Here is a 24,595-nt window from a genome sequence, read left to right on the forward strand (position 1 = left end):
AAACCCCTCTGGCGCTGTGGGGGAGCGCCGGCGGCGCCGGGGCGTGCCGGCTCACCCCGGTCGTCGTGTTCGGTCTGATCCCGGTGATCGACCTGCTCATCGGCGACGACCGGCGCAACCCTCCCGAGGAGGCGGAGCCCCGGCTGGCCGCCGACGGCTACTACCGCTGGCTGACCTACCTCTACCTTTCGGCGCAGTACGCCGTGCTCTACGGCCCGGCGGTGCTGCCGTTCCTGGCGCTGCAGGCGGTGGTCGGCTGCTCCCTGCTGGAGGTTGTCAACTACCTGGAGCACTACGGGCCGGCCCGGCAGCGCGCCGCAACCGGGCGCTGGCCAACACCGGACCCCGATGGTGACGGCTCAGTCGCCGGACCCCGGCGGTGACGGCTCAGCCGCCCGGCGGTGACGGCTCAGCCGCCCGGCGGTGACGGCTCAGCCGCCCGGCGGTGACGGCTCAGTCGCCGGGCGCCCAGTCGGGGTCGCGGCCGAAGGCGGCCAGCAGGTGATCCTGCTCGTCGGCGTCGGCGGGCACCCGCGCCGCGTCCCGGACCAGCTTGTCGCGTCGGTAGTCGTCGACCCGGCCGGCGAACCACTGGGCGCACACGTGCACCGCGTCCGGGTCGAACCGTGGGTCGGCGCCGATCGCCACCGCCAGGTCCCAGCCGTGGATCAGGTGTTCGGCGAGGAGCTGTTGGACGTACTCGGCGGCCGGGGTCGGGCCGGCCGACAGGTGCACGGTGCGGTCGATCGTGCCGGGGTGGGTGACGGCGATCTCGGCCTGCGCGGCCGCCTCCCGGGCTGTCCGGAGCGGGTCGGCGCCGAGCTGGTCCCCGTCGAAGCGGTCGCCGACCTCGTCGATGGTGCGACCGGCGAGCAGGGGGACGCTCCACCGGTCCTCGCCGACCACGTGGTTGACCAGGGTCCGGACGTCCCAGTCGGAGCAGGGTGTCTCCTCCGACCACTGATCGGGCCCGATCTGGTCCACCCGCTCGACAAACTCGGCCAGGCTCCGGCGGTACGCCTCCAGCAGATCCATGCCGTCGATTGTTCCGTTCGGCACGCCGGCCCGAGCCGTTTTGCCCGGCCTGGCGTATGGCGCGGTCGGCCGCTCAGTCCAGGTCGGTCGGGTCCAGACCCAGCTCGCGGGCGGTGACCAGGCGTACCCACTCCCCGAACTGTCGCCGGGAGATGACCCGGTCGTGCACCGCGAGCTGCACGGCGAGGCCGTCCATCACCGCGCTGATCCGCCAAGCCGCCCCGTCCGGGTCGGCGCACTGGAAGGTGCCGTCGGCGACTCCGGTGGAGATCACGGCGGCGAGATCCTGTCGCCACCGTAGGTCGAGCCGGCGGGACACCTTCTCCAGCTCGGGGGTGCGCAGCGACTCGGACCAGCCGTCGATCCACATCGACCAGGAGGTCGCCCGGCCGGCGGGGGTGTACAGCTTGAGGATCCGGCGGAGCTTCGTCAGCGGTGGCGCGGAGGAGCGGGTGACCGCGTCCAGCCGGGCCAGATCCTGCTCGACGGCGTACGCGAAGGCCTGTGCGAGCAGCCGCTCCTTGGTGGCAAAGTGGTAGAACACCAGTGCCTGGCTCACCCCGGCGGCCTGCGCCACGTCGGCGGTTCGTGTGTTGGACAGACCCCGCTCCACGATCACGTCGCAGGCCGTGCGCAGCAGGGCATCCAGGCGGATCTCGGCCGCACGTCTCGTCACGACCGTTACCGTAGCCCATCGGCCCGAACACGAACAGTTACCGCTACCGTCCGATTCGTGGGGTAAGAGTCGGAAGTTGGACACTTGCCGACGGGTGCCGTGGCTCGTTCTCCTGATCGAGTTCGGCGAGGTGGGCGGCGTGCCGTCGGAGTGCTCTGCGGGCTGTTCGCCGCGCCGGCGCCCGCCGTCGGATGATGCCGGAGTGTGACGGTCGAGGGTCAATTGAGACATCAGGTCAGCTGACTAGGAAGCCCGCCTGCAGTGGTGGCCATCTCCCCGTTCGGCGTCGGACCGGGCGGGATGGGACGCGCCGACACGGACCCCGATTTGGCAGTCGTTCGCCGGCTCGGCTAAAGTTCTCATCCGTCACCCGGGAAAGCCGGGGGCGTGCGGACGTAGCGCAGCTGGTAGCGCATCACCTTGCCAAGGTGAGGGTCGCGGGTTCGAATCCCGTCGTCCGCTCGGAGCTGCCGCCACGCATGACGGGGGCAACCTCGGTGGGGTGGCCGAGAGGCGAGGCAACGGCCTGCAAAGCCGTGTACGCGGGTTCAAATCCCGTCCCCACCTCGGCAAGGAGCACGGGCGATTGGCGCAGTGGGAGCGCGCTTCCTTGACACGGAAGAGGTCACTGGTTCAAACCCAGTATCGCCCACCAGTTGTACGACGTGATCGTTGAGGCCCGTCACCGGATCCGGTGACGGGCCTCAACGCTGTTCCAAGAGAACTGGCCGCCCGCCGTCACCAAACAGACCTACTCGCCGGCGCGGAGCACCTCGCTCAACCGGTCGCGCCGTCGCAGCGCCGACTCGACGGGTACGACGGTGGCGGCCGCCGCCAGCAGCGCCGTGCCCAGCAGGGCGAGCAGCCACCACGGCAGGATCGCCGCCGGGTCGTCGGCCTGGCCGGTGAGCAGCCGCAGGTCGAGAGGGCCGAGCGTCGCGCGTGCGAGCAGGGCCCCGAGGAGCGGGCCGCACACCGCGACGACGGCGACCGGGGGCAGCAGCTCTCCGGCGGCCACCCAGCGGGCGTCGCGTGGCCGCAGCCCGAGGGTCCGCAGCCGGGTCAGGGTCTGCCATCGTTCGGACGCCCCCGCGGCGGCGGCGAGCGCCAGGCCGAGGAGCCCCAGCGCCAGCAGCACCGCGGCGGCGGCCCACGCCAGCCGTAGAAGCCCCGCGGTCAGCGGAGCCGCTCGCTGCGTCCGCAGGACGTCGGCGCGCGACACGACATCGGCGGCGACGCCGCTGTTCGACACCGCCCGCGCCGCGCCGGGACCGGTCACCCAGACCGTGTTCGGAACGGCGGGCAGGCCGGCGTCGGCGAGAGCCGCGGCGTCCACGAGCACGACGTCGTCGGCGCCGCCGACCGAGGGCGCGGTACCGACCACGGTGAGGTGGATGGCCGGGGCGTCGGCCCGGGGTAGCTGCAACCGCGTGCCGGCCGGCAGCTCGCCGTCGCTCGATCGGACCAGCGCGGGGACCTCTCCGGGGCCGGGACCGGGCGTCGTGAGCCGGGCCAGCGCGGGCGCGTCGGGCAGCGGGGTGGTGGCCAACAGGCGCTGGAACGCTTCGGCGTCCACGATGACCAGGCGCGGGGCGAACGGTGTCGAGTCCGTGAAGACGCGCGCCGAGTCGGTGACCTGCGCGACGACGACCTGGCCGACCCCCGGAGCGGCGGCGATCCGTTCGGCGATGGCGGGCGTGCCGGCCTTGGCGTCCGCGGCGACGTCGAGGCGGGCGTCGGCGCCGACAATGCTCCACGCGCCGTCGGCGAGGCCCCGGGTGACGGTGGAGCCGAGGATGAGCGCGAACGACGCGAGCGCCGTGGCGCTCACCAGCACCAGTAGCGGCAGCGTGCGCCCTGCCGTCGTGACCGCCCGGGCGGCACCGAAGACGGCCAGCGGGCGGCGCGAGCGCAGGGCCTGGCCGAGCGCGAACCGCGCGCCCAGCGGGAACAGTCGGATCAGGACGAGCGCGCCGACGAGCGCGCCCAGTGCGACGGCGCTGACCGGCAGGATCACGTCCCCGGTCACCTCGCCGGTGTCGCCGTCGGAGGTGACCGGCAGGAGCCCGCGCTGGTGCAGTGTGACGAGGGCGGCGACCGCGGCGATCAGGACAGCGGCCTCCACGACGGCGCGGCGCAGCTGCCCGGTGGCCCGCAACCAGCGCCGAGCGGACGGGTTGGCGGGCTGACGCCGGTCCCGGCTGGCGCGGCCGGCGGCGAGGGTGCCGAACGCCGGCCCGGCGACGGCGCCGGCCAGGACCACGGGAATGGCCCAACTCCACGAGACGCCCGGCGCCACCACGCGGGCGAGCGCGAGCCCGACCGCGGCGGCCGACAGGGACACCACTGTGGACTCGAGGGCCAGTTCCGCGCCGAGGTCGGGTAACGCCGCACCACGCTGCCGGGCGGTGCTCAGCGCCAGGGTTCGGCGGCGGACCAGCAGGTCAGCGGCGAGCAGCAGGACCAGGACCGTGGCGGTCAGCACGCCGGTGAGCAGCACGGCCGCCTGCGCCCGTACGGCGCTGACCCGGGCGCGGGTCGCGCGCAGGGTGGCGTCGAGCTGCGACTCCCACTTCAGGGAGTCGTCGCGGGCGCCTGACGAGCCGGAAGCCGCCTTGAGCGTGACCACCTGGTTGACCAGGGTCGCGCTGGTGGCCCAGGTGAGCGCGTCGGGGTCGGGGGCGAAGTGGACGGCGCGCCGCAGTTGGTCCTGGTCGACGGCGAGCCGGGCGTCCGGCAGCGAGTCGCGCGACAGCAGACCGGCGAACCGGGTGATCCCCACGCCGTCCGCGCCGGGCACGGGGCGCAGGAGCGCCGGGGCGAGTCGCCAGGCGGGGTCGGCGGTGTCCGTGGGTCGGTAGATCCCGCTGATCCGCAGGTCCTTGTCGCGCCCCCGGCTGTCCTTGGCCGGGATCCGGTCGCCGGGGCCGACATCGAGGGCGGCGGCGTCCGCCTCGGAGATGCCGACCTGCACCGGCCAGGGCGGTCCCTGGTAGGGGACTTCGACGAACCCGTCGGGGACGGCCCCGGCGGGCGCGTTTCCGGCGATCCAGGTCACCTGCGGGCCGCCGGCGTCACCGGCCAGGTAGGTGAACTGGAAGGTACGTGGCGTGGTGCCGTCGGTGATGCTCAGGACCGGGCCGTCGACGACGGCGATGGGCGGGAGCAGCGCGGCGTCCAGGTCGGGCCCGAGCGCGTACGTCGCCCGGACGCGGAGGTCGTCGACCTCCTTGGCGAGGCCTTCCACCCGCACCCGCCCACCCGTCGGACCGTCGTCGCGTTCCCAGTCGGCGTGTGCGAGGACGTTCGCGTCGTCACTGCCGCGGCGGACGCTGTCCTGGACGGTGTCGTCGGCGGCCGCGCCGAGCAGCGCCGGCACGGCCCCGGCGAGCAGCGCGACAGCCGCGATGACGGCTGCGGAGAGCAGCAGCGGGCCGGCGTCGGCCCGGCTCCGGCCGCGGACGCTGGGCCAGTGCGGCGCCGGGAACCGGCGGGTCAACCGCTTCACGGCGCCACCCGCAGGTGCGCGGCGTCGGCCCGGCGTACCTGGATGCCGACCACGATGGCGACGGCCAGCAGACATCCGGCCAGCAGTACCGCGAGCAGCGTGGCCTCGGCCGGCCACGGCCAGTGTGGCTGGGCGGCCGGGACGGGCGCGGCGCCGGTGTCGGAGCGTACGAGCAGGGGAGCGACGAGGCGGGTGGCGAGCGCGCCGACGGCCGCGCCCGCCGCGAGCAGCGGCAGCAGAACGCCGGCGTGCTGGCCGAGCAGCACGGCCCGGATGCCGCGCCGGGACATCCCCAGGCCGCGCAACCGCGCCACCTCGACGGCCCGGAGCTGCAGGTCGCAGGTCACGTGCAGGACGACGCCGGCGAGCAGCAGCAGGGCCGCGGCCGGTACGACGAGCCGGAGCGCGCCCGGCAGCCCGGCGCGCAGCGGGCCGCCGAGGAGTCGGGCGGTCTCCACCTCGCGGGTCGTGACGGTGCCCAGGTGCAGGGCGGTGGCCCGCTCGGCGGCGCCGGGGCCGGCCGGGTGACCGACCCACCAGGCGTCGACCGGGAACGTGAGGTCACCGGCGAGCACGCGCGCGCGGGACAGCGCGTCCAGGTCGGCCAGGACGGCGACGGCCCCGGGGGCGGACGGTACGGCCGGTACGACCTCGGAGACGACGACCGGGACGGGCGTGGTGCCGACCGTGACGCTGAGCTTGCTGCCGGGGTGGACGCCGAGCTCGCTGGCGAAGCGGGCGGAGACGGCGACCGGCACCTCGCCGGGGTCCGGGAAGGCGCTGGCGACGAGGGTCCGGGCGGCGTCGTCGGCGCCGTCGAGCTCGACGGTCGCGGCCATCCGCAGCGCGGTTCCGGTCGGGGTGGGGGACAGCCGGACGTTCAGGTCGCTCAGCTTGCTCGGTACCGGTGGGGCGGACGTGGCGGTCCAGTCCGATCCGTCGGTGGACGCCGCCTCCGGCACGGTCAGCGTGACGGCTACGGCCACTCCTCCGCCGGCCACGGGTTCGTCGCCGAAGTCGACGGCGACCGGTAGGGCGACCGCGACGAGGCGCAGCCCGTCGGCCGTCGCGCAGGCGGGTAGCCGCACCTCGCGGCCGTCGAGCGGTACGGCGGGACCGGTGCAGGACGTGCGCAGACCGGTGACGTCCTGCAGCAGCAGCCGGGGTGTCACGACGAGCGGGGCGTCGCCGGCCGCCGTTCCGCTGAGTACGAGGGGTGCGCCGGCCGGGACGGCGAGACCGGTGACCCGGGTTGGTGGTGCCAGCGCGGCACCCACGTGCGCCCATTCGCGGTCGCTGTCCAGCGGCCCGCGCAGCAGCGCGTCGGCGCGGGTGGTGTCCACGGCGACCAGGCGTGGCGCTTCGCCGGAGGTCCCGAGCCACTGACCGACGGCGATACCACGGTCGAGGACCGGACTCACCGCCCCCGCGGTGGCCGCGCTGACGAGCGCGCCATCGCCGGCCGAGGGCGACGTGCTGAGGGTGAGCGCCAGGTCGGTGCCGACCGAGAGCGCGGCCTGGTCGCGCTGCGACTGGTGCCAGGTGGCGTCGAAGGCCAGGCCGAAGGTTCCGGCCGCGCAGGCCAGCCCGACGAGCAGGCCGGCGGCGACCGCCTGGGGCCGGCGGGCGCTCTCGGCTACCGCCAGCGGAAGCGCCAGCCCGCGGGCGCGGTAGGCCAGGCGGTCGGCGCCGCGCAGGGCGGGCAGCACCACCCGGAGCGCCAGGGCGGCGCCAGCGGTGAGCAGCAGCGCCGGAGCGAGCACCCGGACCGCGTCGGCGCGCGGGCTGGCGGCGGTGGGCTGCGCGTACAGCTGCCACCATCCGACGGCGGCGAACACCGCGAGCAGCAGGTCGGCGCCGGAGCGGGCCAGCAGCTCGCGGCGGGTGCGCCGCTCGCCGGCCGCCGGGACGGGACGGATCGCCAGGACGGTGAGGACGGCGGCGAGCATCAGCGTGCCCCCGGCGACCGCGAGCACCTGGACGCCGGTGATGGCCGGCCGGACGGTCAGGCCGGCGTCGTCCAGTGGCGGCAGGTGGGTCAGGCCGGCGTGCAGGGCCGACGAGGCCGGTATCGCGAGCGCGATGGCGACGGCCGCGACGAGCCCGCCCTCGAGGGTCGCGGTGGCGGCGAGTTGACGACGGCTGGCGCCCAGGGCGGAGCGCAGGGCGGTCTCGTCGGCGCGGATGCCGGCGGTCAGGCGGCCGGCGAGCACGAGCGCCGTCGCGGCCAGGACACCGCCGAGGACGGCGATCGCGAGCACGACGGCGGCGGTCACGTGCCGTTGGTCGTCGGCCGACCGCAGGGTCAGCGACAGGTCGGTGGCGACGCGGGCCAGCTGGACGCGGTCGCCGAGGGCGCCGGCCAGCCGTCGGTCGGCACTGTCGACGGCCCCGGCCAAGGTCTCCAGGTCCCGGCGGTTGGCGTGGCTCAGGTCCGGATGGGCGGTGACCTCCAGGCGGTCGACGGTGGCGCCGGTGGTGACCAGGTCGGCGAGGTCGACGAGGAACGGGCCGTAGGCGTTTACCGGTTGCAGGAAGCGACCGTCCCGGTAGCCGGTGGCGGACCCGGCCGCGGCCAGCGGGTCGCGGTCCCAACCGCGCCCGGACAGCGGGCGTACGACACCGACGACGGTCACGTCGATGGCCGGGACGGGCGGGTGGGCCAGCTCGGCGCCGAGGTGCACCCGGCTACCGGGAGCGAGGCCGAGCAGGTGGGCGGTGGACTCCAGGAGCACCGCGTCGCCGGGGCGCTGGGGCCAGTGTCCGGTGACCAGCTCGGCCCGGGTCGGCAGGTCGTCGAGCCCCGACAGGTAGGCCTGTGGGCCGACGGTGGTGCCCGGGGCGAGCGCGGGCGGTAGTGCCCGCAGCACCGTCGACGCCCGCGCGGTGGTGGTCAGCGGGAACGGCGCCAGCGCGGAGGTCACCCCGGCGCGGGTGTCGGCGAGGACGGACGACGCGTCGGGGCCATCGACGGAACCGGTGTAGACGGTCGCGTCGACGGCGGCGGGTTCGGCGCGGGCCAGGGCGACCTCCAGGGCCCGCTCGGCGGTGCGGGTGACCAGCAGCGCGCAGGTGCCCAGCAGGGTCGCGCCGATCGTGACGACCCCGAGGAGGGCCGCGAGTAACGGCCACTGCGCGCGGGCGCGTCGGCGGACGAGCCTCAGCATCGTCGTGTCACCGGCCGTCCGACACGGGCTCGTACGCCTGTTCGTCGAGGTGCCCGTCGTGGATCCGGATCACCCGGTCGGCCAGGGCCATCATCACCGCGTCGTGGGTCGACACGAGCACGGTGACGCCCTCGGACTCCGCCACCCCGCGCAGCAGGGCCATCACCGACAGGCCCGTCTCGGCGTCCAGTTGGCCGGTGGGCTCGTCGGCGAGCAGGAGCCGGGGCGAGGCGGCCAGCGCGCGGGCGATCGCCACCCGCTGCTGCTGGCCGCCGGACATCTCGGCCGGCCGTTGCTGGGCGTGGTCGGCCAGGCCGACCAGTTCCAGCAGCAACTCGACCCGCCGCTCGCGCTCGGCCGGGGCGACGCGGGCCAGCCGTAGCGGCGCGGCGACGTTCTCCGCGGCCGACAGCACGGGGATCAACCCGAAGTTCTGGAAGACGTACGACACCTTCTCGCGCCGCAGCCGGGACAGGCCGTCCTCGTCCAGCGTGGTGACGTCGGTGCCGTCGACGTGCACGGTGCCGGCGTCCGGGCGGTCCAGGCCGCCGATGACGTTGAGCAGGGTGGTCTTGCCCGAGCCGGACCGGCCGACGAGCGCCACCATGGAACCGGCGGCGACCTCGAACGACACGCCGCGCAGGGCGTGCACGACGGTCGGTCCGGCGCGGAAGCTTCGGTGCACGTCCCGAACCCGCAGCAGCGGCTCGCTCATTCGCCGCTACGCGAGTCGGAGCGGATCGTGATGTGGTCGGGTTCCAGGGCCAGCCGGACCCGTCGGGTCAGCGCCAGCGCCTGGCGGAATTCGCGGGGCACCTGGACCCGCCCGGCCCGGTCCATCACGGCGTACTCCTCGGCGGTCATGTGGGTGTCGCCCTCCGCGTTGGTGGTGGTGCGGCGCAGCACCTCGCTGCTGGTGCGACCGTCGCGGATCGCGACGGTCCGTTCGACCTGGCCGCTGACCTCCGGGTCATGGGTGACCACGACGACGGTGACGCCGTAGCGCCGGTTGACGTCGCGTAGTACGCCGAAGACCTCGGCGGACGTGGCGGCGTCCAACTCGCCGGTCGGCTCGTCGGCGAGCAGGACCCGTGGCTGGTTGGCCAGGGCCACCGCGATCGCCACCCGCATCTGCTGCCCACCGGAGAGTTGGCCGGGGCGGCGGTCGGCGCAGTCGGCGACGCCGAGGCTGTCCAGCAGTTCGGCCGCGCGCTCCTGCCGCTCCTTCTTCGCGGTGCGGGCCGCCGTCATCGGCAGGTCCACCATCTCCCGCGCGGTCAGGTACGGGATGAGGTTGCTCGCCGTCTGTTGCCGGACGAACCCGACGGTGTGCCGCCGGTACTCCACCCGGTCCGCGCGGGACATCGCCAGCAGGTTCCACGTGTCGACCCGGACCCGTCCGGCGGTGGGGGCGTCGATGCCGGCCAGGATCGACAGCAGCGTCGACTTGCCCGATCCGGAGGCGCCGACCACGGCGACCAGCTCACCGCTCTCCACGGCCAGGTCCAGGCCCTGGAGTGCCTGCACCTCGACCGAACCGGTCTGGTAGATCCGTACCAGGTTCTCGCAGACGATGAGCGCGTCCCGACCGAACTCGGGTGCCCGCGCGGACGGCTGCGGCAGGGACAGCGGTGTGGTGGACATTCCCAGCAGTCTCGCAACCGGCGGCCTCGTTGACCATGCCCCCCGTGCGGTTATTTCGGGTTTGGCACGAGGAGCCGCCGTCGACCGGTCAGAAGGTCAACAGCCGGAACTCGCCCACCGGCCGGAAGCCGAGGCGGCGGTAGATTCCCTCGCCGACGGGGGACGAGGTGAGGGCCGCCGTGTGGGCGCCCCGCTCACGGGCCAGGTCGAGCGCGGCCCGGGTCATGGCGGTGCCGATGCCCTGCCGGCGCTGCTCGGGCTGGGTGCCCACGAAGTAGAGCGTGACCAGACCGTGGCTGAGCCAGGCGACAGCCGTGCCGACGATTCGGCCGTCGGGGAGGCGACCTGCCAGCCGGATCACCGTGCCGTCGCCACTGAACGCCTTTTCCCGTTCGATCGTCGCCGGGACACCCTCGGCCGGGATGCCGGACACCCGGGCGTAGGCCGTGACGAAGGTGTCGAGGTCGTCGGTCTCGGTGATGTGCACGCCGGTGGCCGTCGGGGCCCCGGCCGCCGTGGTGAGCGCCCTCGTCATGATCGGCATGCGGGCGACCTCGGTCGCGCCGAGGGCGACCAGGCCGTCGGCGGTGCCGACGTCGCTGTCCGGCCCGACCCACCAGATTCGGGGTACGCCCCGCAGGCGTCGCCGGGCCTCGACGAGCGCCTCGCCGGGCGTCGGCCCGGCCACCCGCAGCACCCCGTTGAGGGTGGCGTGCGGCACGTCACTGCGGTAGGTCGGCAGGTCCGGGCCACCGCCCGCGCCGATGTTCCAACCGAGCAGGTACGACCGGTGGGCGGCCAGCACCGTGTCGAGGGACTCCATGAGCGCGATCGTAACGCGGGCGCGTGCCGGGCCTGACCAGCGGAAACGGAAACGGGCCGGCACCCTCGCGAGGAGGTCGCCGGCCCGTTTCATCCGAGCCCTTCACAGCGGCGGGGCGATGTCCCGCCGCTCCTCGACCCGGCGGTACTCGACCGGCTGCTCGGTGGTGGTCACGACCGCGCCACGGCGGCGCTGGAAGATCAACGCCGTCATGATCAGACCGAGGACGCCGGCGCCCATCAGGATCCAGCCGACCACGTCGAGGTTGATGCCGCCGACGCTCGCGTCGAGGGCGAAGGTGAGAATCGCGCCGAGCGCGATCAGGAAGATGCTGGTGCCGATACCCACGACAGCCTCCTTAGGGGGTGTGGTGTGCTGTCGAGGTTCATCAGTACCCCGCCGTCGAGCAGCGCAATCGCGGTCGCCCGAGGGCCCCGCGCCGGCCGATCATGGCATCGGGTAGAGTTCGCTCCGTTGCCGGCGGTAGCCGGGGACGTGCGGACGTAGCGCAGCTGGTAGCGCATCACCTTGCCAAGGTGAGGGTCGCGGGTTCGAATCCCGTCGTCCGCTCGCGATCCGTCTCGACGGGCCTGACCGCCGGGTTGAGCGGGCACCATGGGCGATTGGCGCAGTGGGAGCGCGCTTCCCTGACACGGAAGAGGTCACTGGTTCAAACCCAGTATCGCCCACCATCTCTTTGAGCACGTCAGCTCGCCCGTTATCGGATCTCCGGTAACGGGCGTCTTGCTTCTGCTGCGCCTCAGCCCTTCTTGTCTATCTTCTCCGCCGCGTGGCGCAGCGCGCTGACGAGTTCAGGTAGGTGCGCGTCGGGAAAACGGCCGGACATGCCGATCGCGGCGTACGGTGCCGAGCCGACGGTGACGGCGACGGTGCGTTCGGTCTTGCCGGAGCGCAGGGCGAAACCGGCTTCGCGGATCTCCGCAAGATCGGCGAGGACCTGCTCGACCGGTATGTCGTTCGCGCTGGTCGCCCACATGGCGCGGACGTTCTCGTCGTCCTGGTCGGCCAGGAGGGCCATCCCGAGCCCGGACCGGGCGACCGGGAACAGGCCGATCCGGCCGAGGGCCGTGCTGGTGTCCATGCCCGGGTCGGCGTGGTAGAGGTACGACATCTGGTCGCGCCAGAGCACACCCATGGCCACGGTGTGACCGTGGACGTGCAGCTCGCCGAGGGGCCCGAGCGCCCGGCGGATCAGGCCGGACCCGAAGAGGCTCTGCGCGGCCAGGGCATGGATTCCCGGGCCGGGACGATAGCGGCGCCGCTCGTCCTGTTCGATCAGCCGGATGTGCGCGAGGGTCTTGAGCAGCCGGTTCGCCCGTGACGGCTCCAGCCCGAGTCGTCGTGCGACCTCGCGTGAGCCGAGGGCCTCAGCGGAGCTGGCCAGCAACTGCAGGCAGTCGAGCCCATCCTGGAGCGACTTGTTCGGCTGAGACGGCAGCATGTTGCATTTATAGCATCACTCTGAGCGCCGACGCTACGGGATCGTGTCGCGTAAGTTTCGACGGAGTGTCTTGACGGTGCTATTACTGCACCATTACGCTCGCCGCACTTGACCAACGATCCCGCCTGGTCGCCGCAGTCGACCCTGCTAGAGCAGGCGCGATGAGTGCTGCCCGGGTCGGTTTCTCACATCACGGGGTGGGTCCCGGCGGGTTGCCGCCATGGACGGAAAGGCGCCACATGCTGCGAACCGTGGCGAGCCGGTCGGCTCGCCACGCGCCCAAGTCACGGGACGACGATTCGCCAACGAGCGGACCGTGGCTGAGCCGAGAGGTGACGAACTTGACACGACCCTCGAACGTGCGCCGCCACAGGTGGCGCACGCACGTCGCGGCCGGACTGGCCGTTCTCATCGGTCTACCCATGATCGGCGTCGCGCCGCCAGCGTTCGCCGACGCCGCCGCGGCCTCCGCGGTGCTCTCGGCGCCTCCACAGTGGAACGGCATGGCCGGCAATCCCGGCGACGCCTCCGGCCAGATCTCCGCGGCGGCCACCGAGCGGGGCGGTCGCCCCTGCTGGACCACCACGCAGACGCCGATCACCAATGACTTCCTGTACTTCCGGGTCGACGCCGCCCGACAGCCGGCCACCACCGGGTACGCGTTCGTCAAGGTCAGCTACTTCGACGCCGGCCCCGGACACTTCACGATCCAGTACGACGGCACGGGGCAGAACCGGGCCGGCGACGCCGTCCCGCTGACCGGCGGGAACGTCTGGCGTTCCTACGTCTTCCAGTTGCCCGACGCCGAGTTCAAGGGCGATCTGCCGTCCGGCGCCGACTTCCGCATCGCCTCGTGGGACAGCCGGCTCGGGCGGTCGGCCACCGACCTGTGCGTCTCCGACGTCTCGGTCAGCTTCAGCACCGCCGAGGCGGTGCGCATCACCGCGACGAACCTGGTCTTCAGCGGATCCGAGCCGCGGACCATCCCGGTGACCTCCAGCGCGGCCAGCGTGAGCTGGTCGGTCGCCGACGAGCAGGGGGTGCCGGCGGCCAGCGGCACGGCCGCGGTGTCCGGTGGCGCCGCGACGGTCAACCTCGCCACGGTCAAGCCCGGCTACTACACCCTCGGCGTCACGGCCGAGGTGGGCGGACTCCCGGTCACCCGGTACACACCGGTGGCGCTGCTGGACGCGCTTCCCGCCGACGCCCGCAGGCCCGGGGCGCCATGGGGAGTCGGGACCCACTTCTCGCAGAGCGACCCGGCCAGTCTCATTCCCACGATGGCGAAGGTCGGTTACACCCACGTCCGCGACGCCCTGTCCTGGCAGCACGTGGAGAAGACCGCCGGCACCTACACCATGCCCACCTACGGCGCACCGTTCCTCAACGGGCTGGCCGCCAACGGCATGGAGCCGCTGCTGGTCGCGGCGTTCGCCAATCCGCTCTACGACGGCGGGAAGACGCCGAGCACGCCGGAGGGCCACGCCGCCTTCGCCGCCTACGCCTCGGCGATGCTCACCCTCTCCGGTACCAACAAGGTCGAGGTGTACAACGAGTTCGACGGGGGCTTCAACAACGGCCTGTGCGGTCGTACCCCGCAGTGCTACCTGCCTCTGTTGCAGAAGACCTACGCCAAGGTCAAGGCCGACCACCCGCAGGCCGAGGTCGTCGCGCCGGCCGGCGGCGGACCCGCGTGGTGGGAGGAGCTGTTCCAGATCGGCGGCCTGCAGTACATGGACCGCTTCAGCGCGCACCTCTACGGATTCCCGGCCCCGCCGGAGGTCCGCGGCGTGACCCTGATCCCGACGTTCAAGGACCTGATCCGCCGTTACAACAACGGTCGCGACATGCCGATCGACATCACCGAGAACGGATACCCGACCCACACCAACGGTGGCGTCACCGAACTGCAGCAGGGCGACTACCTGGTCCGCACGGCGAGCCTGGCCGTGGCGAACGGGGCCAGCCGCTACTACTGGTACGACTTCCTCAACGACGGCACGACCGCGTCGAACCAGGAGTACAACTTCGGCGTGATGCGCCGTCCCGGGTACCTCGGGATGAACGCCTACGCCCCGAAGCCGGCGCTGGTCACGCAGTCGGTGCTGATCCGCCAGCTCGCCGGCCTGGACTTCCGTGCCGCCGACAACCTGGGCTCGGGTGTCTACTCGTACGAGTTCGCCGGCGGGGCCGGCAAGACGCCGGTCCGGGTGATGTGGGCGACCACACCGACGCAGGTGGAGCTGAGCACCACCACCCCCGTCACGGTCACCAACGCCTACGGCCGGTCGAACACCCTGGAACCCCTACAGGGCAAGGTGACGCTGGACCTGACCGAGCACCCGGTCTTCACCAGGGGCAAGCCGACGGCCCTCGCGGTGAGCAACCCGAAGGTCTACTCCGTCTCGGTTCCGGACACGGTCGCGGTCGGCGACGACATCCCGGTGACGCTGAAGGTGGACCGGACCCACGGTGGTGGAGGCACGTGGACCAACTTCCAGATCGAGGACAGCACCTACCCGGTGTACGCGCCGGCCGGGCAGGTGGGGACGAAGACCGTCACCGTTCCCGGCAGCACGGTGAAGGGTCCGCGAACGGTACACGTGCGGGCCGGGTCCGGCGGATCGGCGTCGATGGTGCTGCGCGACGACGCGATGATCACCGATCCGGTCGTGGCGACCGTCGATCCGATCGTGACGTCGGTCGGGCCGCTCGGCGGGTCGCTGCGGGTGAAGATCACCAACAACAAGTCGGCGACGGCCCTGGACGTCGCACAGATCGCGTGGACGGTGGGGACGCAGAGCGGCACGGTCACCGGCGTCGCCCCGGTACCGCCGAACTCGGTCACCTCGGTCGACATACCGGTCGCGGGGATCGTCCCGTGGAAGTCCTACGACATGTCGGTACGCGTCGACACGACACAGTTGGGCGCGTTCCGTGCCGGTGGGACCGTCGGCTTCAACCCGATCGAGGCCGACGGACAGAACACGGTCGTACCCGTGAATCTGGCGGCCGACGGCGCGGTCGACTACCGGCGGGTTCCCTACGGCGGCACGTCGGACCTGTCGGGCACCGTCAAGCTCACCCGCACCGCGGACGCCCTCTGGTTGACGGCCGACGTGACCGACAACGTCCACGCCCAGACGAAGACGGCCGGCAGCATGTGGGACGGCGACTCCATCCAACTGGCGGTCAGCCCCGACCTTCCGGGGCGGTCGACCGCCCGCGTCGAGATCGGCGCGGCGCTGCTGGGCACCGGTCCGGCCGTGTACACCTTCACGCCGCCAGCCGGCGGCGTGGCCGGGGCGACGCCGGGCGCGACGGCGGCGATCGTCCGGAACGGGACCACCACCTCCTACCGCGTGTCGGTGCCCTGGTCCGCACTCGGGCTCAGCGGTCCGCCCACCGCACCGGTCGCCCTGTCCTTCGTGGTCAACGATGACGACGACGGCATCGGCCGGGCCGGCTGGATCCAGTGGGGCGGCGGCATCGTCCTGGCCAAGAACACCGCGGAGTTCCGGCCGGTGCAGGTGATGGCGCCGTGAGCGGGCCCCGGCGGGTCCTGGTCACCGGTGCGGCCGGACGGTTGGGCCGGGCGGCCCTGACGCTGCTCGCCGACCGACTCATCCCCACCACCGGTCTCGACCTGCACGACCCGGGCGACACCCGGGCGGGCCGGATGGTGACCGGATCCGCCGGGGACCCGATCGTGGTACGCGACGCCCTCGCGGAGGTCGACGCCGTCTTCCACTGCGCGGCCATCCCCGCGCCCACCCTGGGCACACCGCACGAGGTGTTCACCACCAACACCCAGGCGACGTTCACCGTGCTGGAGGAGGCGGCTCAGCGGGGCGTCCGCCGGGCCGTCATCGCCAGCAGCCTGTCGGTGACCGGTCTGCCCTGGTCGCCGCACCCGCAGACACCGGCCTACCTGCCCCTCGACGAGGATCTGCCGCTGCAGGTGGCCGACCCGTACGCGCTGTCGAAGCAGACCGACGAGGCGATCGGCGCCATGATGGCCCGCCGGCACGGGATGGCCGTCGTCGCCCTGCGCCTGCCGCTGCTCGGCGGTCCCGGCGATCAGTTCGAGAAGTACGCCCGCAACTACGTCGAACACCCGTCGTGGGGGGCCAACGAACTGTGGGCGTACCTGGACACCCGCGACGCCGCCCGCGCCGGCCTGTTGGCCCTCACCGCCCCCGTGACCGGATTCCACGCGGTGTTCGTCGCCGCGCCGGACACCCTGAGCGCCACCGATACGGAGGCGCTGCTGGACGAACACCTACCGGGGGTGCCCCGGCGGACGCGACTGACCGGCCGGAGCGTCGCCATCGACACCGGCCGAGCCGCGCGGCTGCTCGGCTTCACCCCCGAGCACCGCTATCCACTGTCCCCACCCGGACAGCCACCATTCTCAGCTCAGGAAGTGACGCCATGACACGTACGATCAGCCGCCGGCGCCTGCTCGCCGGCGCGGCCGGACTGGGTTCCGCCGCCCTCCTCGCGGCCTGCGGCAAGGACGACTCCGGTGACGCCGGCACGGTGACCCTCAACGTCTGGGGCGGGGTGCCTGCGGAGAACGGCCCCGACGCCCTGTTCGCCGCGTTCACCGCGAAGCACCCGAACATCAAGGTCAAGTACACCCGTTTCGTCAACGACGATCAGGGCAACCTCAAGCTCGACACCGCGCTGCAGGGCGGTCTCGACATCGACGTGGTCGTGTCGTACGCGCGCTCGGCCCTGGCCAAGCGCGTCGAGGCGGGTCTGCTCACCGACCTCACCGACCGGCTCTCCGGTGACCCGGTGTTGAAGGCCTTCGCCCCCGGCGCGAATCCGGCCAGCAACTACTTCTTCGACGGTAAGGCGTACTCCGCTCCGGCCAGCCGCAGCGTGGAGACGGTGCTGGCGAACAAGAGCCTGCTCGACAGGGCCGGCGTCACCGTCCCGGCGGACTGGACGACCGCCGACTTCCGGGCGATCGCGAAGCAGCTCTCCGGCAACGGCGTGTACGGGTGTCTCATCCCGCCGGACCTTGCCCGCCAGCAGCTCGGCCCGGACTTCACCTACAAGCCCGGTGGCCGCGAGTCCAATTTCGACCACCCGGCGTTCCGGGAGAACTTCCAGCTCCGGCTGGACATGATGGCCGAGAAGTCCGCCGTCCCGATGACCGAGATCGTCGCGCAGAAGTGGGACGCGTTCGCCCAGACCCCGTTCCTCACGGGGAAGGTCGCGATGTGGATCTCCCAGCCGTTCGTCCTGCGCTATATCAAGGACACCAAGGAGTATCCGCACGACTTCAAGACCGTTCTGCTGCCGATGCCGGCGCCGCAGAAGGGCGCGCAGTTCTGGAACACCGGTGCCTACGGCGACAACGTGGCCATCACCAAGAAGTCCAAGCACCAGGACGCCGCCTTCACGCTCCTGCAGTTCTGGCTCGGCGAAGGCGCGGCACACATGGTGCCCGGCGGCCGGCTCCCGTCGCTGCCCGGGGGCGACACCGCCAAACTGGCCGCCGATCTGGGCGGACCCGACGCCGCGAAGCTGTTCGACGAGCAGTCGCTGGTCACCAACCTGCTGACCTCGGACGCGCGGATTCCCGTGGACGCCATCCAGACGGCGCACGCGGAGATCTCCACGATCATGAACGGGCTCAACCAGCGGGTCCTGCTCGGGAACATCAGCATCGACCAGTGGGCCCGGACCGCCAGGGAACAGTGCGACGCCGCGATCAAAAAGGCGGCCTAGAGACACATGCAGACTCTGGTTGGGTCGGCCCGGTCACCGGTACCGCCCGTCGTACGGGAGAAGAAGCGCCGGCCCGCCGGGGTCCGTTCCTGGTTGCCGTGGTTGTTCATCGCTCCCAATCTCATCGGACTGATCGCCTTCACCCTCGGTCCGATGCTGGCCGGGCTGGGCATCGCGTTCACGCGTTGGAACGTGCTGTCCGGCCTGGGCGGGATCGAGTGGGTGGGCCTGGACAACTTCACGGAGCTGTTCGCCGACCCCAAGTTCTGGAAAGCCCTGGGCCGCACGGTGTTCTTCGCCGGCCTCGGCGTTCCGCTGTCGATCGCGTTCGGCCTGCTGCTCGCGCTGGCCCTCAACCGACCGCTGGTCGGCCGGGCCGCGCTGCGGGTCGTGTTCTTCGTACCCAGCATGGTCAACACGGTCGCCATCGGTATGGTCTGGCTGCTCGTGCTCAACCCCAGCGCCGGGCTGCTCAACCAGGCCCTGCGGTTCCTGGGTCTGTCCGAGCCGCCGACCTGGCTGGTGTCCGAGGACTGGGCTCTGCCGGCGCTCGTGCTCATCCAGGTGTGGGCCGGCATGGGCTACCAAGCGGTGATCTACCTGGCCGCTCTCCAGGAGCTGCCCCAGGACCTGCACGAGGCGGCGATGATCGACGGCGCCGGCGCGTGGCGTCGGTTCCGCACCATCACGTGGCCGAGCCTCATGCCGACCACCGTCTTCCTGGCGATCACGTCGTTCATCGGCACGTCACAGGGGTTCGGGTTGATCGCCTTCCTGACCGGCGGCGGCCCGGGGGAGTCCACCACCGTGCTCGCCTACTACATGTACCAGTCCGGATTCCAGGCCTACAAGTTCGGCTACGCCGCAGCGATCGGCGTCGTCACGTTCGCCGCGGTACTGCTGCTGACGCTGGTGCTGTGGCGGTTCCAGAAGGGACGGGGGCTCTACACATGACCCGCAGCCGTACTGACCGGACCCTGCGCACCTGGTTGTTGAGCGTCGTCATGTGGGCGATCGCCGTGCTCTTCGCCCTCCCGCTGTTGTGGATGATCTCGGCTTCGCTCAAACGCAACATCGACGTGTTCACGCTTCCGGTGACGTGGATTCCCGACCCGGTTCGGTGGGTCAACTACGCGGACGTGTGGGCCGGCGACCCACCCCTGCTGCGTTACTTCGCCAACTCCCTGATCGTGGCGACCGTCGCCGTCGCCGGCGAGCTGTTCACGTCCTCCCTGGCCGGGTACGCCTTCGCGCGCATGCGGTTCAAGGGTCGCGACCGCCTCTTCCTGCTCTACATCGCGACCTCGATCGTGCCGACCCAGTTGCTGCTCGTGCCCCGGTTCATGTTCTTCCAGGCCGTCGGCCTGTACGACACCCTGTGGGCGCTGATCCTGCCGAGCATGTTCACCGTCTTCGGCACCTTCCTGATGCGCCAGCACTTCTCCGCCGTACCCGGGGAACTGGCCGAGGCCGCCCGCATCGACGGCGCCGGCGAGTGGTCGATCTACTGGCGCATCTACCTGCCGATGGCGAAGCCCGTCCTCGCCGCACTGGCGATTCTCGGGTTCGTCTGGTCGTGGAACAGCTACGAGACGCCGCTGATCATGCTCTCCACCGACGAGAACTACACGCTCCCCGTCGGCCTGACCCGTTTCGTCGACGGCGACGGCGGCCTCGCCGGTGGGCTGTCGATGGCCGCGGCCACCTCCTCGGTCGTACCGATGATCATCGTGTTCCTCGTGTTCCAGCGCCAGTTCCTGTCCGCACTGAGCCGCACGGGGCTCAAGTGACACCGACGGAGGCTCATCACCATGCGTGTTGAACACGCCGGACACGACATCACCGTGGTGGGCGGTGGTCTGGCGGGTGTGTGCGCGGCCATCGCCGCCGCCCGCCTCGGCCGGACGGTCGCGCTGATCAACAACCGGCCGGTGCTGGGCGGCAACTCCAGCAGCGAGGTGCGGGTCTGGGTGGTCGGGGCCACGAGCCACGGCGACAACCACTACGCCCGCGAAGGCGGGATCATGGGTGAGCTGTTCGTGGAGAACCAGTACCGCAACCCGCAGGGCAACCCGTACGTGTGGGACACGGTCGTGCTCGACGCCGTACGGGCGGAACCGAACATCTCGCTGTATCTCAACACCGACGTCCGCGACGTCGAGGCGGACGGGCCGCCCGAGGCGCGGCAGATCCACACCGTCACCGGATGGATGATGGGCTCGGAACGGCTCATCCACTTCTCGTCGCCGATCTTCCTCGACTGCACCGGCGACGGACTGGTCGGACACCTGGCCGGCGCCGAGTACCGCATCGGCCGCGAGGCCAGCGGCGAGTACGGCGAACCCTGGGCGCCCGCCGAGGCCGACGACATCACCCTCGGCAGCACCCTGCTCTTCTACACCAAGGACGCCGGTGAGCCGGTCACCTACGTGGCGCCGTCGTTCGCCAAGGACATCACGCAGACCAGCATCCCGCAGCGACGCATCATCCGGGCCGGTGACAACGGCACCGCGTACTGGTGGATCGAGTACGGCGGGGAGCTGGACACCGTCCACGACAACGACGTCATCCGGGACGAGCTGTGGTCGGTCATCTACGGCATCTGGGACCACATCAAGAACTCGGGCCGGTTCGACGCGGACACGATGACCCTGGAATGGGTCGGGGCCGTCCCCGGCAAGCGGGAGTACCGCAGGTTCATCGGCGACTACGTGCTGACCCAGCACGACATCATGGGCCAGAAGGAGTTCCCCGACCAGATCGCCTTCGGCGGTTGGTCCATCGACATGCATCCCCCGCAGGGCATGTACGCGACGGAGGCCGCCTCCAAACACCTGCACCCGGACGGCGTCTACCCCATCCCCTACCGGTGCCTGTACTCGGTGAACACCACCAACCTGCTGTTCGCCGGACGCAACGTGTCGGCCAGCCACATCGCGTTCGGGTCGACCCGGGTGATGGCCACCTGCGCGACGCTGGGCCAGGCGGCGGGAACCGCCGCCGCCCTGTGTCTCGACGGAAAGGTGGTCCCACGCGAACTCGACGCGGGTCACCTCCAGCAGACCCTGTTGCGCTCCGACGCGTCGCTCATCGGCGTGGCCGCGGCCGACCCCACCGATCAGGCCCGCACGGCGCTGGTGACGGCGTCCTCGACGCTGGACCGGATCGACGTGGCCGGACCGGGTGCCCAGTGGCCGCTGACCGCCGACGCCGGCATCGTGCTGCCGGTCGATCCCGCCCTGGTAGGGCCGGAACTCCTCGTCGACGCGGCCGAGGCCACGACGCTCGTGGTGGACCTCTACGATCCCGGCCCCGGCCAGAACTACGTACCGGGAACGCTTGTCGACACCGCGCGGGTCCCGGTCGCCGCGGGCGTCCGGCAATGGGTCCGCCTCCCGCTGCAGTGGACGCCGCCCACCGCGCGCAACGCCTTCCTGCGGGTACGGGCCAACCCCGCCGTGACCCTGCACGTCGCGGACACGACCGTCCCCGGCGTCCTGTCCCTGTCCCACGTACCGCCGAAGACGGACCGGGACGAGCGGCAGCCGGTGCTCGAGTGGAAGAGCGCGGCCCTGCGCCGGCGGACCTTCTGCCTGCGCACCGGTCCGACGGCGGCCTACTCCGCCGACAAGGTGGTCGACGGGTACCTGCGCCCCTTCGCGGGACCGCACCTGTGGATGTCGCGGCCCCTCGCCACGGACGGTGCGCCGTGGTTGCAACTGACCTGGGCGGAGCCGGTGACGGTGAGCCGGGTCGAGGTCATCGCCAACGACGACGTCAACGAGGACCTGATCAACCTGCCCCACCACCGGATGCCGTTCACGCTCATGCCGACGCTCGTGCGCGACTACCGGATCGAGGCCCGCGCCGCCGGGACCGGTTGGCAGGCGCTCGTGTCGGTGGCCGACAACCGGCAGCGGCGCCGCACGCACAGTCTCGCGGCCCCGATCGTGACCGACCGGATCAGGGTTGTCGTCACCGCCACCAACGGCACCGGTTCGGCCCAGCTGATCGCCGTGCGGGCCTACGCCTGACGGTCCGCCGTCGCCGTCCATCCACGCAACGATCCTCGAACAGGAGACCACGTTCGTGCCCCTCAACCCCATGCCGGAGACGCAGGCACCCTGGCCCGGCCGAGACCGGCTACGCATCACCGGCGTCCGGTCGATCGTCACCGCCCCGGAGGGCGTGCCGCTCGTCGTCGTCCGGGTCGACACCAACGATCCCGGCCTGTACGGGCTCGGCTGCGCGACGTTCACCCAGCGGTTCCACGCGGTCGCCGCCACCGTCGACCGTCATGTCGCGCCGCTGCTCGTCGGCCGCCATCCGGCCGACATCGAGGACATCTTCCGCATGGTCCACTTCTCGTCGTACTGGCGCAGCGGCCCGGTCACCAACAACGCCCTGTCCGGCGTCGACCAGGCGCTGTGGGACATCGCCGGCAAACGGGCCGGCATGCCCGTCTACGAGTTGCTCGGCGGGCGGGTCCGCGCGGCGGCCGACACGTACCTGCACGCCGGCGGGGCCACCGTCGACGCCACCCTGGAGCAGGCCCGCGCCCTGCTCGACCGGGGCTACCGGCACGTCCGGCTCCAGGTCGGCAGCCCCGGTGTCGGCACCTACGGCGCCCCGGCCACGCCCGGCGAGTACCCCGGGACACCGCACCCCGGCGGGTGGGACGTGCACCGCTACCTGCGCGACACACCGGACCTGTTCGCGCAGGCCCGCGCGGCCCTCGGGCCCGAGCCGCACCTGATGCACGACGTCCACTCCCGGCTGACCGTCAAGCAGGCTGTCGGACTTGCCCGCCAGCTCGAGGAGTACCGGTTGTTCTTCCTGGAGGATCCGATCGCGCCGGAGTTCTACGACCGGCTGGGCGAGGTCCGCGCGGCCGCGCCCATGCCCATCGCGGTCGGGGAACAGGTGGCGTCGGTGGCCGACGCGGCCCGGCTCGTGACGGGTGGCGGCGTCGATCTGCTGCGCCTGCACCTCTCCTCGATCGGCGGCCTGAGCCCGGCGCGCAAACTCGTCGCCCTGTGCGAACTCCACGGCGTCGGCACCGCCTGGCACGCGCCGGCCGACGTGTCCCCGATCGGCGCGGCGGCGAACGTCGCGCTCGACGTGACCAGCGCCGCGTTCGTCGTCCAGGAGGGCCACGAGTACGCACCCGACGTCCACGCGGTGTTCCCGGGCACGCTCGCACCCCGCAACGGTTTCCTCTATCCGTCGGACGCACCCGGCTGGGGAATCGACCTCGACGAGGCGGAGGCGGCCAAGTACCCGCCCGTGGAGCACCTCCACGAACGGTGGTCGGCCCAGGTACGGCACCTCGACGGCGGGATCGTGGCCCCGTGAAGATCGACCGTCTGGAGACCTTCCTCGTCGCGCCCCGCTGGCTCTTTCTGAAGATCACCACCGATGACGGTGTCGTCGGCTGGGGCGAACCGGTCGTGGAAGGCCGCGCCGAGACCGTCCAGGCCGCCATCGGTGAGCTGTCCGACCTGCTCATCGGCAGCGATCCGATGCGCATCGAAGACCACTGGCAGGTCCTCACCCGCGGTGGCTTCTACCGCGGCGGCCCCGTACTGTCCAGCGCCGTCGCCGGCATCGACCAGGCGCTGTGGGACATCGCCGGCAAGGTTCGCGGGGCACCGGTCCACGAACTGCTCGGCGGGCCGGTACGCGACCGCGTCCGGATGTACGGCTGGGCGTACGGCGAGACCGCCGAACAGGTCGCCGAGAACGCCGCGGCGGCGATCGCGACCGGATACACCGCCGTCAAGATCGCACCGCCGGGCCCGATGGCGTTCCTGGACACACCCGCGGGCCTGAGATCCGTCGTCGATCTCCTGGCCAAGGTCCGCGACGCGATCGGCTCCGACCACGACGTGGCGATCGACCTGCACGGCCGGGCCTCGATCGCCGCCAGCCGTCGCCTCCTGCCACTGCTGGAGCCGTACGTGCCGCTGTTCGTCGAGGAACCGCTGCGGCCCGAGTACTCCAGCGATATCGCCCGGATCGTCACGGCGACCGCACTGCCGATCGCCACCGGCGAGCGGCTCTACACCCGGCGCGAGTTCCGGGACGTCCTGGACGCCGGCGTGGCCGTCGTCCAACCCGACCTCTCGCACGCCGGGGGCATCTCCGAGGTCCGGCGCATCGCCGCGGTCGCCGAGATGTACGACGCCGTCCTGGCCCCGCACTGTCCGCTCGGCCCCATCGCCCTGGCCGCCTGCCTGCAGATCGACCTGGCCATCCCCAACTTCCTCATCCAGGAACAGGCCCTGGGCATCCACTACAACAACGGCCAGGACGGCCTGAACTATCTCGTCGACGCCGACGTCCTGCGGTTGCGGGACGGGCACGTGGAGCGTCTCGGCGCGCCCGGCCTCGGCATCGACGTCGACGAGAAGGCGGTGCGCGCGGCGGCGGCACGAGGCCACCGCTTTCGTTCCCCCGTCTGGCGCGGCCCGGACGGCGCGTTCACCGAGTGGTGACGACCCACTCGACTTCCGACCACCCAGCAACCGTGGAG

General features: G+C 72.0%; 18 protein-coding genes and 5 tRNA genes. 14 read left to right on the top strand and 9 right to left on the bottom strand.

Annotation, left to right across the window (positions count from 1 at the left end; all coding sequences use genetic code 11):
• The first annotated feature begins 65 nt into the window (after positions 1 to 65).
• Positions 66 to 383, top strand: coding sequence for a hypothetical protein (locus tag ACQP03_RS09535; RefSeq protein WP_357122960.1), 318 nt, complete (start codon positions 66 to 68; stop codon positions 381 to 383).
• 70 nt (positions 384 to 453) lie between these two features.
• On the opposite strand, the gene ACQP03_RS09540 is transcribed toward ACQP03_RS09535, so the two are convergent.
• The gene (locus ACQP03_RS09540) at positions 454 to 1,035 is read right to left on the bottom strand and encodes a TIGR03086 family metal-binding protein (protein ID WP_357122963.1); all 582 of its coding nucleotides are present in this window, start codon (positions 1,033 to 1,035) and stop codon (positions 454 to 456) included.
• A gap of 73 nt (positions 1,036 to 1,108) precedes the next feature.
• Positions 1,109 to 1,711: a TetR/AcrR family transcriptional regulator gene (locus ACQP03_RS09545; RefSeq protein ID WP_357122966.1), complete on the bottom strand. Its 603-nt coding sequence runs from the start codon at positions 1,709 to 1,711 to the stop codon at positions 1,109 to 1,111.
• A 389-nt stretch (positions 1,712 to 2,100) separates the two neighbouring features.
• Between ACQP03_RS09545 and ACQP03_RS09550 the strand changes: the two genes are divergently transcribed.
• From ACQP03_RS09550 to ACQP03_RS09560, 3 genes are all read left to right on the top strand, one after another.
• A tRNA-Gly gene (locus tag ACQP03_RS09550) sits at positions 2,101 to 2,173 on the top strand.
• Positions 2,174 to 2,207: 34 nt separating this feature from the next.
• Positions 2,208 to 2,278, top strand: a tRNA-Cys gene (locus ACQP03_RS09555).
• A 13-nt stretch (positions 2,279 to 2,291) separates the two neighbouring features.
• Positions 2,292 to 2,366 (top strand) — tRNA-Val (locus tag ACQP03_RS09560).
• 96 nt (positions 2,367 to 2,462) lie between these two features.
• On the opposite strand, the gene ACQP03_RS09565 is transcribed toward ACQP03_RS09560, so the two are convergent.
• From ACQP03_RS09565 to ACQP03_RS09590, 6 genes are all read right to left on the bottom strand, one after another.
• The gene (locus tag ACQP03_RS09565; RefSeq protein WP_357393376.1) at positions 2,463 to 5,219 is read right to left on the bottom strand and encodes an FtsX-like permease family protein; all 2,757 of its coding nucleotides are present in this window, start codon (positions 5,217 to 5,219) and stop codon (positions 2,463 to 2,465) included.
• Positions 5,216 to 8,386, bottom strand: a complete 3,171-nt coding sequence (locus ACQP03_RS09570; RefSeq protein WP_357393378.1) for an FtsX-like permease family protein — start codon at positions 8,384 to 8,386, stop codon at positions 5,216 to 5,218. Before ACQP03_RS09570 ends, ACQP03_RS09565 begins: the two co-directional genes overlap by 4 nt.
• 7 nt (positions 8,387 to 8,393) lie before the next feature.
• Positions 8,394 to 9,101 carry an ABC transporter ATP-binding protein gene (locus ACQP03_RS09575; protein ID WP_433460812.1) on the bottom strand — a complete coding sequence of 236 codons (708 nt, stop codon included), beginning with the start codon at positions 9,099 to 9,101 and terminating at the stop codon, positions 8,394 to 8,396.
• A complete protein-coding gene (locus ACQP03_RS09580; RefSeq protein ID WP_357122978.1) occupies positions 9,098 to 10,030 on the bottom strand; it encodes an ABC transporter ATP-binding protein in 933 nt (310 codons plus the stop codon). Before ACQP03_RS09580 ends, ACQP03_RS09575 begins: the two co-directional genes overlap by 4 nt.
• Before the next feature lie 88 nt (positions 10,031 to 10,118).
• Positions 10,119 to 10,853: a GNAT family N-acetyltransferase gene (locus ACQP03_RS09585; protein WP_357171315.1), complete on the bottom strand. Its 735-nt coding sequence runs from the start codon at positions 10,851 to 10,853 to the stop codon at positions 10,119 to 10,121.
• 102 nt (positions 10,854 to 10,955) lie between these two features.
• Positions 10,956 to 11,201 (bottom strand): DUF6458 family protein, encoded by a 246-nt coding sequence (locus ACQP03_RS09590; protein ID WP_357122984.1) that lies wholly within the window; start codon positions 11,199 to 11,201, stop codon positions 10,956 to 10,958.
• A gap of 149 nt (positions 11,202 to 11,350) precedes the next feature.
• On the opposite strand from ACQP03_RS09590, the gene ACQP03_RS09595 reads away from it, so the two are divergent.
• A tRNA-Gly gene (locus ACQP03_RS09595) sits at positions 11,351 to 11,423 on the top strand.
• A 47-nt stretch (positions 11,424 to 11,470) separates the two neighbouring features.
• A tRNA-Val gene (locus tag ACQP03_RS09600) sits at positions 11,471 to 11,545 on the top strand.
• A 68-nt stretch (positions 11,546 to 11,613) separates the two neighbouring features.
• On the opposite strand, the gene ACQP03_RS09605 is transcribed toward ACQP03_RS09600, so the two are convergent.
• Positions 11,614 to 12,315, bottom strand: coding sequence for an IclR family transcriptional regulator (locus tag ACQP03_RS09605; RefSeq protein WP_363661045.1), 702 nt, complete (start codon positions 12,313 to 12,315; stop codon positions 11,614 to 11,616).
• Positions 12,316 to 12,656: 341 nt separating this feature from the next.
• Between ACQP03_RS09605 and ACQP03_RS09610 the strand changes: the two genes are divergently transcribed.
• Genes ACQP03_RS09610 through dgoD form a run of 8 tightly spaced genes read left to right on the top strand, consistent with a single transcriptional unit; the run spans position 12,657 to position 24,557 of the window.
• Complete coding sequence (locus ACQP03_RS09610) at positions 12,657 to 15,860, top strand: sugar-binding protein (protein WP_433460813.1); 3,204 nt, start codon at positions 12,657 to 12,659, stop codon at positions 15,858 to 15,860.
• The gene (locus tag ACQP03_RS09615; RefSeq protein ID WP_433460814.1) at positions 15,857 to 16,753 is read left to right on the top strand and encodes an NAD-dependent epimerase/dehydratase family protein; all 897 of its coding nucleotides are present in this window, start codon (positions 15,857 to 15,859) and stop codon (positions 16,751 to 16,753) included. The genes ACQP03_RS09610 and ACQP03_RS09615 overlap by 4 nt, the downstream gene beginning before the upstream one ends.
• Positions 16,750 to 18,060 (top strand): ABC transporter substrate-binding protein, encoded by a 1,311-nt coding sequence (locus ACQP03_RS09620; RefSeq protein ID WP_357171318.1) that lies wholly within the window; start codon positions 16,750 to 16,752, stop codon positions 18,058 to 18,060. The genes ACQP03_RS09615 and ACQP03_RS09620 overlap by 4 nt, the downstream gene beginning before the upstream one ends.
• Positions 18,061 to 18,066: 6 nt before the next feature.
• Positions 18,067 to 19,014 carry a carbohydrate ABC transporter permease gene (locus ACQP03_RS09625; protein ID WP_357123000.1) on the top strand — a complete coding sequence of 316 codons (948 nt, stop codon included), beginning with the start codon at positions 18,067 to 18,069 and terminating at the stop codon, positions 19,012 to 19,014.
• Positions 19,011 to 19,850, top strand: a complete 840-nt coding sequence (locus ACQP03_RS09630) for a carbohydrate ABC transporter permease (protein WP_357123003.1) — start codon at positions 19,011 to 19,013, stop codon at positions 19,848 to 19,850. The genes ACQP03_RS09625 and ACQP03_RS09630 overlap by 4 nt, the downstream gene beginning before the upstream one ends.
• 21 nt (positions 19,851 to 19,871) lie before the next feature.
• The gene (locus ACQP03_RS09635) at positions 19,872 to 22,094 is read left to right on the top strand and encodes an FAD-dependent oxidoreductase (protein ID WP_433460815.1); all 2,223 of its coding nucleotides are present in this window, start codon (positions 19,872 to 19,874) and stop codon (positions 22,092 to 22,094) included.
• A 55-nt stretch (positions 22,095 to 22,149) separates the two neighbouring features.
• Complete coding sequence (locus ACQP03_RS09640) at positions 22,150 to 23,415, top strand: enolase C-terminal domain-like protein (protein ID WP_357123009.1); 1,266 nt, start codon at positions 22,150 to 22,152, stop codon at positions 23,413 to 23,415.
• A complete protein-coding gene (gene dgoD / locus ACQP03_RS09645) occupies positions 23,412 to 24,557 on the top strand; it encodes a galactonate dehydratase (RefSeq protein WP_357123012.1) in 1,146 nt (381 codons plus the stop codon). Before ACQP03_RS09640 ends, dgoD begins: the two co-directional genes overlap by 4 nt.
• The last annotated feature ends 38 nt before the right edge of the window (positions 24,558 to 24,595 follow it).

This window comes from Micromonospora sp. CA-248212, assembly GCF_050948405.1.
Classification (GTDB): Bacteria; Actinomycetota; Actinomycetes; order Mycobacteriales; family Micromonosporaceae; genus Micromonospora.

Bases quoted from the DNA above. Each gene is read 5' to 3' on its own strand.
- ACQP03_RS09605 (WP_363661045.1), bottom strand. From the start codon at position 12,315: ATGCTGCCGTCTCAGCCGAACAAGTCGCTCCAGGATGGGCTCGACTGC.
- ACQP03_RS09625 (WP_357123000.1), top strand. From the start codon at position 18,067: ATGCAGACTCTGGTTGGGTCGGCCCGGTCACCGGTACCGCCCGTCGTA.
- ACQP03_RS09585 (WP_357171315.1), bottom strand. From the start codon at position 10,853: ATGGAGTCCCTCGACACGGTGCTGGCCGCCCACCGGTCGTACCTGCTC.
- ACQP03_RS09540 (WP_357122963.1), bottom strand. From the start codon at position 1,035: ATGGATCTGCTGGAGGCGTACCGCCGGAGCCTGGCCGAGTTTGTCGAG.
- ACQP03_RS09580 (WP_357122978.1), bottom strand. From the start codon at position 10,030: ATGTCCACCACACCGCTGTCCCTGCCGCAGCCGTCCGCGCGGGCACCC.
- ACQP03_RS09570 (WP_357393378.1), bottom strand. From the start codon at position 8,386: ATGCTGAGGCTCGTCCGCCGACGCGCCCGCGCGCAGTGGCCGTTACTC.
- ACQP03_RS09635 (WP_433460815.1), top strand. From the start codon at position 19,872: ATGCGTGTTGAACACGCCGGACACGACATCACCGTGGTGGGCGGTGGT.
- ACQP03_RS09630 (WP_357123003.1), top strand. From the start codon at position 19,011: ATGACCCGCAGCCGTACTGACCGGACCCTGCGCACCTGGTTGTTGAGC.
- ACQP03_RS09620 (WP_357171318.1), top strand. From the start codon at position 16,750: ATGACACGTACGATCAGCCGCCGGCGCCTGCTCGCCGGCGCGGCCGGA.
- ACQP03_RS09575 (WP_433460812.1), bottom strand. From the start codon at position 9,101: ATGAGCGAGCCGCTGCTGCGGGTTCGGGACGTGCACCGAAGCTTCCGC.